A 12120-nucleotide genomic window follows, 5' to 3' on the forward strand; every position below is an offset into this window, starting at 1 on the left:
TGCGCTTGCGGGCGCCGTGGGGATGGACGGCATGGCGGCGCACGCTGCGCCCAAGGGGCGCGCGACGGTCGCGATCACGCGCACGAACGACTTCCTCTATCTGGCGGCGCCTGCGGCGATCGAGATCAACGGCGCCAAGGTGGCGAGCCTCGGACGCGGCGAGAGCTACAGCGGTCCGATCACGCCCGGCGCCACGACGATCACCGTTTCGACACGGTCGTCGCCGGGTTCGTCGAACATTCGTTTCACCGCGCTGCCCGGCAAGACCTATCGGATGGTCGTGGGTCCGCGTGGCAAGAATTTCGCGGCCAGCATGGTCGGCGGCCTCATCGGCGCAGCCATTGAAGGCGGCGGCGCCTTCGAGATCGTTCCGACGAAATGAGGCGTGCAAAGCCGTGCTACGCCGTCGCGCCCTGGGCCTTGGGCCGGCGCAGATGCTCGTCCAGCCGCGGCATGATCTCGACGAAGTTACACGGCCGCGTGCGGTAGTCGAGCTGGGCGGCGAGGATGCCGTCCCAGCCGTCGCGGCAGGCGCCGGGCGAGCCCGGCAGGCAGAAGATGTAGGTCGCGCCGGCGACGCCGGCGGTCGCCCGGCTCTGGATCGTCGACGTGCCGATCTTGGCATGGCTCAGCATATGGAAGGCGATCGAGAAGCCGTCCATGCGCTTTTCGAACAGCGGCTCGATCGCTTCCGGCGTGACGTCGCGGCCGGTGAAGCCAGTGCCGCCGGTGGTGATCACGACGTCCACGCCGGGATCGGCGATCCATGACCGCACCACCGCGCGGATCTTGTCGACGTCGTCGGTGACGATCTCGCGCTTGGCGAGCTTGTGGCCGGCAGCTGTCAGGCGGTCGCTCAGCGTCGTCCCCGACTTGTCGTCGGCGAGCGCGCGCGTGTCGGACACCGTCAGCACGGCAATGTTGAGGGGAATGAAGCTCTTGCTCTCGTCGATCGCCATCACGCGTCTCCTTACAGCGAATTGGCGCCGAACGTATTGCAGGCCTGCACCGTGCCCTGCTGATAGCCGACCATGAACCAGCGCTTGCGCTGCGCGGCCGAGCCATGCGTGAACGAATCCGGCACCACGCGTCCCGTGGCCTGGCGCTGCAGGGTGTCGTCGCCGATCGCGGAAGCGGTCGTCAGCGCGGAGTCGATGTCGCCCTCCTCCAGGAAGCCCGGACGCTTCTTGGCCTCGCGATTGACCCAGACGCCGGACAGGCAGTCGGCCTGCAGCTCGACCTTCACCTGCAGCGCATTGGCCTCGGCCTTGCTGCCCGACTGCTGCTGCAGCCGCGTCACGCGCGGCAGGATGCCGAGCAGGTTCTGGATGTGGTGTCCGGCCTCATGCGCGATGATGTAGGCCGCCGTGAACTTGCAGGCGCTGCCCGAGCAGCCGCGGAAGCGCGTCTCGACCTCGCGGAAGAAGCTGGTGTCGAGGAAGATCTGCCGGTCCGGCGGACAATAGAACGGCCCCATCGCCGACTGCGCCATGCCGCAGCGGCCGCCATTGGTGCTGTTGCGGAACAACACGATCTTCGGTCCCGTATAGCTCTGGCCGCTGGCCTGGAAGATCTCGCTCCAGCGATCGTCGATCTCGCCGAGCACGCCTGAGATCATGTCGCCCATTTCGTCCTTGGGCGCGCCGGACTTACCGGGCGAGCGCCGGTCGGCCTGCTGGGTCGGAGCACCGCCATGGTTGAGCATCTCGGCGCCGCCGATCAGGATGCGCGGATCGATGCCGAAGGCGTAGCCGATCAGGCCGAGCACGATGATGGTGCCGATGCCGAGCCCGCCGCCGCCGATCGGCAGACCCATACCGCCCCCCATCCCGCCGCCATCGTCGCGACGGTCGTCGATGTCGTCGCTGCGACGGAAATCATCGTAACGCATGGCGGCTTTTCCTCATGATCTTGCGCGGCTCTGCGCGAAATGCCTAACGCGGCAGACAGGTAAAATTTCCACACTGTTAATCAATAACCCGGCCGGCAAATTTTGCCTAGCGCGGCCCGAAAAAACCCGCGCACGCGAACTTCCCCGCGCCGACCGCCCATAAGCACGCGAAGCAAAAAACCCATCGCGATCGTCGTCTTGCGCAAAGACCATCATGCATCGACGAGCGGCTCTTCATCGCCGGTGCGCGTGATGAACACGCTTGCTGAGATGCGAAAAATTTTCCGGGTTAAGTCCATTTTTACTTTGCCACGTCAATGTGTGGCCAGTCGGTTGTTAGGTCCCGCGTCGCCGACAGCGTCGCCTGAGTCAGAGTTCTTGAGTCATGGTAGAGTCGCGTCGCGGGGCGTCTGCAAGGGCGCCCCGCACTAAATTTCAGACCCTCGAAGAGCAACGAATCATCGTCGGCGACTGCGTCGCCGAGATGTCGAAACTGCCGGGCGCATCCGTCGACCTGGTGTTTGCAGATCCGCCGTACAATCTGCAGCTCAAGGGTGAGCTCAAGCGTCCCGACGAATCGCAGGTCGATGCCGTCGATGACGATTGGGACAAGTTCTCCTCGTTCGCCGCCTATGACGATTTTACGCGCGCCTGGCTGCTCGCCGCGCGGCGGCTGATGAAGCCGAGCGCGACGATCTGGGTGATCGGCTCCTATCACAACATCTTCCGTGTCGGCGCGATCATGCAGGATCTCGGCTTCTGGATCCTCAACGACATCGTCTGGCGCAAGTCGAACCCGATGCCGAACTTCCGCGGCCGCCGCTTCACCAACGCGCACGAGACCATGATCTGGGCCGCGCGCGACGAGAAGGCGAAGGGCTACACCTTCAACTACGAGGCGCTGAAGGCTTCGAACGAGGACGTTCAGGCCCGCTCGGACTGGCTGATTCCGCTGTGCACCGGCGAGGAACGGCTCAAGGACGGCGACGGCAAGAAGGTTCATCCGACGCAGAAGCCGGAAGGCCTGCTGGCGCGGGTGCTGCTGTCATCCTCGAAGCCCGGCGATCTCGTGATCGACCCGTTCAACGGCACCGGCACCACGGGCGCCGTGGCCAAACGCCTCGGCCGCCGCTACGTCGGCTTCGAACGCGACAAGATCTATGCGGAAGCGGCAGAACGTCGCATCGCAGCGGTCGAGCCGCTGCCGGAGGCCACGCTCGCACCGTTCATGACGGCGCGCGAGGCGCCGCGTGTCGCGTTCTCCGAGTTGATCGAGCGCGGCATGATCGCGCCCGGCGCCAAGCTCGTCGACTCCAAGCGGCGCCACGGCGCGCTGGTGCGCGCCGACGGGGCCATCATGCTGGGTGACAAGGTCGGTTCGATCCATCGCATCGGCGCGGTCGCACAGGGGCTGCCGGCCTGCAACGGCTGGACGTTCTGGCACGTCGAGACGAAAGGCGGCCTCCGGCTGATCGACGAACTGCGCGCCGAGATCCGCTCGGAGATGAGCGCCGCCTGACGCTTACGACCTCTGGCGTCCCTGTCCCGAATAGCGGGCCAGCAGGTTCTCGACTTCATACTCCTCGTCATAGCGCGCGTCGTCGCGCGGCACGACCGAGACCTGCGACACACGCTGAGCCGGCTGCTCCCTGCGCCCGGCTGGTGCCGGGTAGAAGCTGTCCACGGCCGGCAGGTGCATGCGATCGAGCTCCGGTTCGGCGGGCCAGCGGGTCACGCGGCGCGCCGCGGCCGGCTCGATGCGAAGCTGCCGCTTGGCGCGGGCCCGCGCGAGCAGCACGCTGGTCGAGAAGCCCGCGATGGCGACAGCGCCCAGGAAGGCAAACAGCCGCGTCCGCGCCGGGTCATCAGCCGCCCCTGCGACCGACATCGTCGGCGCAGCGTCAGCCGGGGTCGGCGACGTCGCAACGGGCGCGGTGGTCTCGGTCGATGCAGCATCGCTCGACGCCGCAGCGAGCGTGTAGGACGAGGACCGCGGCGCCGGCGCGGGCTGCGCCTGAAGCGTGCCGGATGAATCCGGCCAACGCGTCGCAACAGCAGAATCACTTGCGGTCGCCTCGACTGCTTCGGCCGCCGGTGCGGCCGGCGCGGCGCTCATGGGCGCAAGCGATGCGGGAGCAGCCGGGACCGACGGCGCAGCGGCTGTCGGAAATGCGGCAACAGGCGGGAAGACGGCCGACGGTCGAACGGCCGCGGTCGGCGTCGACGACGCCACCTTCATCTCATCGCCGACCTGGTTTGGTGACGATTGAATTTCCGCACGCGCATCGGCCGCGTTCGACGACAGCGTCGTGCGATCCCGATGCGATGCCAATTTTCGCGTAACGAGAGACGCGCCCTGAGCGGCGCGGTCGTCGTCGCGAAGATACCAGCACTGCTTCTTGGTCGCGCGATCGACGCGATAGAACCAATGCTTCCCCGCCGGCGTCCCCGCAGGCTTTGCCAGGCATTCGTCAGCAGCCGATGCCGGTTCAGATTCGATTGTCACCGCAGCCGCTCCCGCCAGCATGGCGACAGCCACATACGGCAACAAACTCACCGTTCGATTCGTCATCAGACCTCCGACGATTCAACGCGCCCCCGATGCGCCGTTTCGACGATCACTTCGTTCGGAATAAGGCTGCCGAGGTTCCATTTGTCGAAACAATGTTAGAACAGCGGTGTCCTTTGGATGGCTTCTAATTTTTTCGGGCTGTTTTGTCGCAGCAACAGCTGGAATACGCGCTGATGTGGCCACTCATGCGCCTCGTCTCTGACGCGACAACACGCGGATGTGAGCAAGCAGACGGTGGAAAATTATGCATGCCAATCACCGCAATGAGCGCAGTGATGCTCTTGCATATCGAATCACTTCATCTTCGACAGCGCCTTCTCGACCAGCTCGCGCGTGTACGGCTTCTGAATCACGGGCGCAGCGGATAACTCGGTGGGAATCGGCGCGCGCTCGCCGTAGCCGGTGGCGAACATGAAGGGCACGCCGAGCTCCTTCAACCTGTGTCCTACAGGAAGGCTGCTCTCCGCGCCGAGGTTGATATCGAGCAATGCGAAGCTGGGAATCGCGCGCTCGATCGACTTCAGCGCCTGATTGACTGACGCTGCCGTGTCGATGTGCCGCGCGCCGAGCTCGAGCAGGATCACTTCGGCGCCCATCGCGATGATCAGATTGTCCTCGACGATCAGCACCGTGCCGGAGAGACGCGGAGCCTGCTCCTCCTTGGACGAAAGGCGCGACGGCGCCCCCGCCATCGCCGGCACCACCTGCACGAAATTGGCGGGAATCGTGAAACGCGCCTGAACGCCGAGCAGGTCGAAGCGGATTTCGGCGTCGCCCTTAAGATCGAACGGCACCGAGCGCTCGATGATCGTGGTGCCGAAGCCGCGGCGCGACGGCGGCTGCACCGGCGGGCCGCCGCTCTCCTTCCAGTCGATGACGAGGCTTGCGCCGGGATCGAGCCGCCACATTACCTGGACCTGCCCGGTGGAGTCGGCGAGCGCGCCGTATTTCGCTGAGTTGGTCATCATCTCGTGCACGACGAGCGCGAGCGTCGCAAACGCCTTGGGGTCGAGCGCGACGTCGGGACCTTCCATGCGCACCCGCGCGGCCCGCGAGCCGAGATAGGCGCCCGCCTCCGACTCCAGCAGATGGCGCAACGCGACAGGTGCCCAATTCAAATTGGTGATCTGGTCGTGCGCGCGCGCCAGCGCCTGGATGCGACCACCAAGCACGGTTGCGAACTCCTCGATCGAGGTCGCCGTGTCCTTGCTCTGCGTGACCAGGCCGCGCACGAGGCTGAGGATGTTGCGGACGCGATGATTGAGCTCGGCGATCATGAGCTCCTGCCGCTCCTGCGCGCCGCGGCGCTCGCGCGCGGCGAGCTCCGCCAGTTGCAGGATCACTTCGAGCAGCGTCACACGCAGGCTCTCCGCGATGCGCAGATCCGCCGTCGTCCACGGTTTCGATTGGCCGGCGACCGTCTGCTGCCACAGCTCGAAGCTCTTGCGCGGCGTCAGCCGTGAGCCGAGCGGGCCCTCGGAATAGGTCTTGTTGGGATCACCGGCCCAATTGACCGAGCGCAGCACCTCGCGACGGAAGAAGATCAGGCAGTCGCGCGGCGTGCGCGAGATCGGAATGGCGAGAAAGCCTGCGGCGCGATCGCGGAACGATTCACCGGCAGCATAGACCTTGGCAATCTCGGCGCTGGCGCAGATGCGCCCCGGCGAGGTCCGGTTGATGAAGCTGATCAGGTCCTGGACTTCCTCCTCGGTCGGCGTCTCCCCGTCGAGCGTGATCTCCTCGTCCGACCACACGGCGATGCCGTCGCACGCAATCATCTGCCGATAATCGGCGACGAAGCCGAGGATCGCGCGCTTGCTGTGCGCCTGCAACGCCGCGCGCTCGATCAGACGCTCCTGGATCTGATGCGCACGCGTCTCATAGGCGACATCGGTCTCGCGCTCGCGCGCCTCGAGCAGCCAGGAGTACATCTGGCCGAACAGCTCGGCGGCCGTGCGCTTCTCGAACGAGAGATGATGAGGCGCATAATGGTGGCAGGCGAACAGGCCCCACAGTTTGCCGTCGCGCAGGATCGAGACCGACATCGACGCGGCCACGCCCATGTTGCGGAGATATTCGATGTGAATGGGCGAGACCGCGCGCAGTACGCTCATCGACAGGTCCAGCAGCCCGGCATTGTGCGCAGGCGTCGACATCAGCTCGGCCGGCGCGGCGTTGATATCGGCGATGATGCGCAGCCAGTTACGCTGGTAGAGCTGGCGCGCCTGCCTGGGGATATCGGACGCCGGGTAGTGCAGCCCGAGGAACGGCTCCAGGCCTGAGCCCGCGACCTCCGCAATCACCTCGCCAGACCCATCGGGATGGAAGCGATAGACCATCACACGATCGAAGCCGGTCAGCAGCTTGAGCTGGCGCGCCCCTTCCTGTGCGAGGTCGATCATGCCCGCCGTCTTGCGGATGCGGCCGAGCATCAGGCGAACCAGTTCGCCGGAATTGACGCCGGGCTCGATCAGGCTCGGCTCCGCCTCGACGATCAGATACGCGCCTGAAAAATGTATCGCCAGATCGAACAGCTGGCCACGGCCCTGAAGGTCGACGCCGAACACGCGCTCGACCGCATCCGGGCCGCTCAGATAATCGACCCGGGAGCGGATCGCCGTCGCCGCGGCCTCGGAGAGCACCGCTGTGATCGGCTGTTGCAGCAGCCAGCCGACGTCGCCGCCGAGATAGTCCGGCGCGTTCTCCGACGCCATGCAGATGGTGAAATCCGAGACCAGCGCAAGCAGAAATCCGAACGGCTGAACGCTGCCGGGAACATGAATCGGCTCGCGATCGCAATTGGTGAGATTGACGGGCTCGTTCATGGTCATGCGCATGCCACCGCTTGAGCAAACACCGCGAACGCCTCACGCGCACTCTCGATCATCCGGACTTCATCGTCCGGCGTCGCCGGCTCACGTGAGAGCTGCGACAAGAAGCTGTGCCAGAGCCCGACGCCCGCGCCGTGACCAAGGTAGCGGATGGCTCGCCGCACTTTCGGATCGGCCGAGGCAGCGACGACGCGCAACAGATAGGCCGCTCCCAGCCGCGAGCCTTCGAGGACATAGAGCGTGCCGAACACGAAGGCGCGGTCGGGACGCTGGACCGGCAGGCTCATCGGGATTGCCACGCCGCCGAGATCTGCGAGGTCGGCCATGATCGCGGGGGAGCGCCGCCGCCGAGCCCAGTCGTCGAAACATGCGGCGACGCCGGCGTGCTCCAGCGCGGCCTCCAGCGGCAACAGCGCGGCGGCGCTGGCTTGAAGAAAGCGGCGGTAGTGCGCCGTCGTGGTGAGATCGAACTGACCGAGGCGCTCATCCAGCGCATGATGCGCGGCGGCGGTAGCCGCCTTCAATCGATGGCGAAGACCCTGAGTGCTGGGCGCGCGAGACGGATCATCGGAAACGGCAGCCAGCTGCATCAAAAGGGGCCTAGCAAAAGGAGAGCGGCCGCAGACGCGCGACGGCTGCAGTAAACGCCAATCGGCGTCCGTAGTTCCCTCCTCTCTGGCGCTATTTCTCTCAGGGATTATTCAAGGTCGGAATCACCTGCACCACCTCCAATCGCTTCGACCTGCCGCCGCCCTTGCTTTTGCACCCGTTCGCCCTTCGTCAAGTGGCAGCCGAGGGCGGACCGAGCGTAGATTCGATGAGGAGCGTGTCGCAGTACTCGACCCATTCCGCGATGCGTCCGTCGTCGAGCCGCAGCACGTTGCAGTAGTCGTTGTGATAGGCTTTGCCGTCATTCGTCGTGTTGCGGCCGTACGCCTGGACCACGACGTAGTCGCCCTCCGCGATCAGCCGGACAGGGATGGTCGTGATGCGGCCAAGCCGCGCCCGCAGCGGCGCAAACAGCTCCGCGAGGACGGCCTCCTTGCCGTCATAGCTGCGCGACCACGATCCGCTGCCCATGATGACGAAGCGAAAGTCGTCCGCGAGATGCGCCAGCAGCGGCTGCGCGTTGCTCTTGGCCAACTCGTCGAACACGTGCTGGACGATCTGCTTGTTGTGATGTCTCTTTGCGTCGGTCGTCATGGCACGCTCTCCTTTGCGCGACGATGGTCGCATCAGCCGGCCTGCTTCAGCGCGGCTGGAAACGGCCCGAGCACCGCCTCCGTCAGCGCCGAATCGCAATATTCCCGGATCTCGACGATGCGCCCGTCGCGCAGCCGGTAGATCAGGCAGTAGTCGTTGTTGTAGGGCTGGCCCGCTTTCGTGCGCATCTCGCCCTTGCCTTCGACCACGACATGGTCGTCATCGGCGATGAAGCGCAGCGGAATGGTGCGGCGTCCGTCCGCCAGAAGGCTGGCGAGATGACCGTAGAGATCGCGCAGCAGCGCCTCCTTGCCCCTGAACGTCTGCGACCATGAATATTGTCCGGTGACGACCATCCTGACGTCGTCGGCGATGGCCTCGACATAGGGTGTGCGGTCGCCGGCGGCGGCCTTGGCGAGCAGGTGCTGCATCAATTGCTTGTTGGCGGCGGCGGTCATGGCGTCTCCTTGCGTGTGTGGGCGATGGCACGACCATGCGGGATCCAGCCTCATTCTTCCAATCGATATGGAATATGGTATAAATTCACCCGATGAATTTGACCGCGCTCGATCTGAATCTGCTGGTGGCCCTCGACGCATTGCTGCGCGAAAGCAGCGTCAGCCGGGCGGCCCTGCGGATCGGCCTGTCGCAACCCGCCACCAGCCACGCGCTGCAGCGGCTGCGCGATCTGATCGGCGATCCGTTGTTGGTGCGCACCGGCGCGCGGATGGAATTGACGCCGCGCGCGCTCGCCTTGCGCGCCCCGCTCGCGCTGGCGCTGGATCAGGTGCGCGGCCTGTTCACGCCGGACGTGTTCGACGCCGCCAGCAGCGAGCGCCAGTTTCGCCTGATGATGCCCGATCTCGCGGTCGAACTGCTGATGCCGCCCTTGATGGCGAAGGTGACGCGGGCTGCGCCCAACATCCGCATCGACGTCGTGCCGTGGCGGGGACCCGCGATCTTCCACGCCGAGTTCGGCCGCACCATCGACATGGTGATCTCGATCGGCGACGCCTTCAAAGGCTTTCACCGCCAGTTGCTCTACACCGACAGCGATGCGCTCGCGGTGCGGCGCGGTCACCCGATCGGCAGGCGGCTGAGCAAGCGAGACGCCTTTCTGGCGGCCCGGCACGTCGCCGTCGTGCTGCGCGGCCAGAGCGAGGACCTGATCGACATGTGGTTACGAAGCAAGGGCTGGGAGCGGCGGATCGCGCTGGTGGTGCCGAGCTACATCGAGGCGCTGCATGTCGCCGCGCGCACCGATCTCGTGGCCTTCGTGCCGCGGCGGCTGATCGCGGCGCTGGCGCGGCAATTGTCGCTTGCGACCGTTGCGCCGCCGCTCGATCCCGGCCTCGACGAGCAATACATGTTCTATCCGACCAGGGCGCAGATCGAGCCGGGCTCGATCTGGCTGCGCACGCTGATGCTGGAGACGGGCCGTGAACTCGGCAGCCTGCCCGCGCGCATGACGAAGGGCGGATGAGCCGGCGCCCGCGACCGGTTGCCGTCAAACCACCGTCAGGCCGCCAGTTCCGCGAACGCCTTCTGCACGGCCGGCCGCTCGGACATCCGCTTGAAATGATCGGCCACCTTGGGAAAGGCGTTGATGTCGACGCTGTCGCCCTCGAGCCATTGCGCGATCGTGAACAGATAGGGATCGCAGATCGTGTACTGCTCCCCCATCACCCAGGGACCGCGCAGCATCTTCTGCTCGATCAGGGCGAAGCACGCCGCCATCGTCTCGGGGATCTTGCGCTTCATGTCCGCGAAGGAGGACTCCTCGCTGGCCCAGCGAGCGCCGCGCAGCTTGTGCGCGTGGGCGATGTGCACCGTCGAGCAGAGATAGCTGTTGAAGGACTGCACCTCGGCGAACGCGAAGACGTCGTCGAGCGGGGCCAATCGGGCTTGCGGAAAGCGCTGCGCGAGATAGGCCAGCATCGCCGGCGTCTCGGTCAGAACGCCGCGCTCGGTCACCAGCGCGGGCACCCGGCCCTTGGGGTTGATCGCGAGATAATCGGGACTGTTCTGCTGGTTGATCTTGAAGCTGATCTTCTCGGCGACGTAGTCGGCGCCGGCTTCGGCGAGCGTGATGTGCGTGGCGAGCGCGCAGGTGCCTGGCGCGACATAGAGCTTCAACATGGTGATCCCTGACAGACGATGCCTGAACCTAGCCGCGGCGCCATCGGCCGTCCACCCCGCACTTCGACCACTCGACACACGCTAGATCGGCGCCACGTCCATCGTGTGCACGGCGGTCGGATAATAGCGGAAGCCGTCGCCGAGCTTGCCGATATGGCCGATGCCCGGCCACGGGAAATGATAGCCGAGGATGCGCGTCCGGTTGGCCGCGAGCATGTCGAGCACGCGGACGCGGGTCTTGGCGGCCTGCTTCGGATCGGTGTCATAGGCGAACTCGATCAGCGGCTTCTCGATCAGCAGCACCGGATGGTGCGAGATATCGCCGATATAGGCGAGCTGATCCTGGCCCGACTGGATCAGGAAGATCGTATGCCCGACCGTATGGCCCGGCGTGAACATCGCCTGCACGCCCGGCAGGAACTCCTGGCCATCCTTGAAGAAGGTGATGCGGTCCCTGACCGGCAGCAGATTGCGCACCGCCTGCTCGTAGAACGCCTTGTAGGTGGGCCCGACCTTCGCCTCATCGGTCCAGAAGGTGAAGTCGGCCTCGGAGATGAACAGCTCGGCATTGGGGAAGCTCGGCTTGCCATCAGCGCCGATCACGCCGCCGCAATGATCGATATGCGCATGCGTCATGACCAGCGCGTCGACGTCCTTGGCATCGATGCCGGCCTGCTTCAACGTCAGCAGCATCTTGCCGGTGGTGTCGCCGAACAGCTTCGAGACGCCCATGCCGTTGTCGAAGATGATGATCTTGTCGCCAGTGTTGAGCACGAGAATGTTCTGCTCCAGCGTCGCAGCCCCGACCGGCAGGAAGTTGTTCGTCAGCATCGAGTCCAGATCGCCAGCGGATATGCCGAGGAACGCCGCATGAGGATCGCCGAGCGGCAGCACGCCATCCGAGATGATGGTGGCCTCCGCAGAACCGAGCTTGAAGCGAAAGAACGTCGGCGCCTGGGTGTTGAGGAACGGGCCCTTGGCCAGCGCGCCGGGGCTCATGATCCCGGACAATCCACAGAGCCCGGCCGTGGCGCCAAAGCCCAGCATCGAACGACGTGAGAATCCTGCAGCCTTGGCCATCCGTTCCTCCTCTGATCCGAGCCTTATGTTGGCCCGGGAGTCACCCGGCCTCATCAGGCGTTTGATTTGCCAATGTGTCGGCAGCAGCTGCGGGCTTCGCACACCCAAGGATGCAAGATAGATCAGCGCAATCTCAGATTACCGTCGTCCTCGCTTTGGCGGCAATGAAAAAGACGCCAAGGACGGAATGTTTCAGCGCTGCAGTCGCGAAGCTTCAGCTTCGCGCCCACGCGCTTTCGACAGGCCGTCCATTCGCCGTTGCGGTCGCCAGCCAGGGTCCCATTGTCGGCGAACAGAAGCGCGGGCAACCGCGCCGGTTCCCGCTGCAGGACCCCTTTACGACTTCCGTTCATTGCCGATTCAACATGCGGGCAAAGTGCAGTTGCGCGGTAACAGATTGAGAA

Annotated in this window: 12 protein-coding genes; 3 read left to right on the top strand and 9 right to left on the bottom strand. The window is 65.2% G+C overall.

The features are described from left to right. The first annotated feature begins 31 nt into the window (after window positions 1–31). Window positions 32–382, top strand: coding sequence for a hypothetical protein (locus S58_RS27085; RefSeq protein ID WP_244440646.1), 351 nt, complete (start codon window positions 32–34; stop codon window positions 380–382). 16 nt (window positions 383–398) lie between these two features. On the opposite strand, the gene moaB is transcribed toward S58_RS27085, so the two are convergent. Continuing rightward, window positions 399–959, bottom strand: a complete 561-nt coding sequence (gene moaB / locus S58_RS27090; RefSeq protein WP_015668596.1) for a molybdenum cofactor biosynthesis protein B — start codon at window positions 957–959, stop codon at window positions 399–401. Window positions 960–970: 11 nt separating this feature from the next. Further along, a complete protein-coding gene (gene ypfJ / locus S58_RS27095) occupies window positions 971–1891 on the bottom strand; it encodes a KPN_02809 family neutral zinc metallopeptidase (protein WP_015668597.1) in 921 nt (306 codons plus the stop codon). A 385-nt stretch (window positions 1892–2276) separates the two neighbouring features. On the opposite strand from ypfJ, the gene S58_RS27100 reads away from it, so the two are divergent. Further along, window positions 2277–3410: a site-specific DNA-methyltransferase gene (locus S58_RS27100; RefSeq protein ID WP_083938683.1), complete on the top strand. Its 1134-nt coding sequence runs from the start codon at window positions 2277–2279 to the stop codon at window positions 3408–3410. A 3-nt stretch (window positions 3411–3413) separates the two neighbouring features. On the opposite strand, the gene S58_RS27105 is transcribed toward S58_RS27100, so the two are convergent. The 5 genes from S58_RS27105 to S58_RS27125 form a co-directional block, all read right to left on the bottom strand. Continuing rightward, entirely contained in the window at window positions 3414–4463 is a 1050-nt protein-coding gene (locus S58_RS27105; protein WP_015668599.1) for a hypothetical protein, read from the bottom strand. Window positions 4464–4756: 293 nt separating this feature from the next. Further along, complete coding sequence (locus tag S58_RS27110) at window positions 4757–7288, bottom strand: HWE histidine kinase domain-containing protein (RefSeq protein WP_042340963.1); 2532 nt, start codon at window positions 7286–7288, stop codon at window positions 4757–4759. Window positions 7289–7290: 2 nt separating this feature from the next. Continuing rightward, on the bottom strand, window positions 7291–7884 hold the full coding sequence (locus tag S58_RS27115; protein ID WP_042340246.1) for a biliverdin-producing heme oxygenase: 594 nt from the start codon (window positions 7882–7884) through the stop codon (window positions 7291–7293). Between the two features lie 190 nt (window positions 7885–8074). Next, entirely contained in the window at window positions 8075–8497 is a 423-nt protein-coding gene (locus S58_RS27120; RefSeq protein ID WP_015668602.1) for a nuclear transport factor 2 family protein, read from the bottom strand. Between the two features lie 32 nt (window positions 8498–8529). Beyond that, window positions 8530–8955: a nuclear transport factor 2 family protein gene (locus S58_RS27125; RefSeq protein ID WP_015668603.1), complete on the bottom strand. Its 426-nt coding sequence runs from the start codon at window positions 8953–8955 to the stop codon at window positions 8530–8532. Between the two features lie 92 nt (window positions 8956–9047). Between S58_RS27125 and S58_RS27130 the strand changes: the two genes are divergently transcribed. Next, window positions 9048–9980: a LysR family transcriptional regulator gene (locus S58_RS27130; protein WP_015668604.1), complete on the top strand. Its 933-nt coding sequence runs from the start codon at window positions 9048–9050 to the stop codon at window positions 9978–9980. Between the two features lie 35 nt (window positions 9981–10015). On the opposite strand, the gene S58_RS27135 is transcribed toward S58_RS27130, so the two are convergent. Together S58_RS27135 and S58_RS27140 are read right to left on the bottom strand one after the other, a co-directional pair. After that, a complete protein-coding gene (locus S58_RS27135) occupies window positions 10016–10636 on the bottom strand; it encodes a glutathione S-transferase family protein (RefSeq protein ID WP_015668605.1) in 621 nt (206 codons plus the stop codon). Between the two features lie 81 nt (window positions 10637–10717). Continuing rightward, window positions 10718–11716, bottom strand: coding sequence for an MBL fold metallo-hydrolase (locus S58_RS27140; RefSeq protein ID WP_015668606.1), 999 nt, complete (start codon window positions 11714–11716; stop codon window positions 10718–10720). Between the last annotated feature and the right edge of the window lie 404 nt (window positions 11717–12120).

Origin of the sequence: Bradyrhizobium oligotrophicum S58 (assembly GCF_000344805.1) — a bacterium.
In the GTDB taxonomy this organism is placed as follows: Bacteria; Pseudomonadota; Alphaproteobacteria; order Rhizobiales; family Xanthobacteraceae; genus Bradyrhizobium; species Bradyrhizobium oligotrophicum.

Bases quoted from the DNA above. Each gene is read 5' to 3' on its own strand.
- S58_RS27115 (WP_042340246.1), bottom strand. From the start codon at position 7,884: ATGCAGCTGGCTGCCGTTTCCGATGATCCGTCTCGCGCGCCCAGCACT.
- S58_RS27120 (WP_015668602.1), bottom strand. From the start codon at position 8,497: ATGACGACCGACGCAAAGAGACATCACAACAAGCAGATCGTCCAGCAC.
- S58_RS27105 (WP_015668599.1), bottom strand. From the start codon at position 4,463: ATGACGAATCGAACGGTGAGTTTGTTGCCGTATGTGGCTGTCGCCATG.
- S58_RS27110 (WP_042340963.1), bottom strand. From the start codon at position 7,288: ATGAACGAGCCCGTCAATCTCACCAATTGCGATCGCGAGCCGATTCAT.
- S58_RS27100 (WP_083938683.1), top strand. From the start codon at position 2,277: ATGGTAGAGTCGCGTCGCGGGGCGTCTGCAAGGGCGCCCCGCACTAAA.
- S58_RS27125 (WP_015668603.1), bottom strand. From the start codon at position 8,955: ATGACCGCCGCCGCCAACAAGCAATTGATGCAGCACCTGCTCGCCAAG.
- S58_RS27135 (WP_015668605.1), bottom strand. From the start codon at position 10,636: ATGTTGAAGCTCTATGTCGCGCCAGGCACCTGCGCGCTCGCCACGCAC.
- moaB (WP_015668596.1), bottom strand. From the start codon at position 959: ATGGCGATCGACGAGAGCAAGAGCTTCATTCCCCTCAACATTGCCGTG.
- S58_RS27140 (WP_015668606.1), bottom strand. From the start codon at position 11,716: ATGGCCAAGGCTGCAGGATTCTCACGTCGTTCGATGCTGGGCTTTGGC.
- S58_RS27130 (WP_015668604.1), top strand. From the start codon at position 9,048: ATGAATTTGACCGCGCTCGATCTGAATCTGCTGGTGGCCCTCGACGCA.
- S58_RS27085 (WP_244440646.1), top strand. From the start codon at position 32: ATGGCGGCGCACGCTGCGCCCAAGGGGCGCGCGACGGTCGCGATCACG.
- ypfJ (WP_015668597.1), bottom strand. From the start codon at position 1,891: ATGCGTTACGATGATTTCCGTCGCAGCGACGACATCGACGACCGTCGC.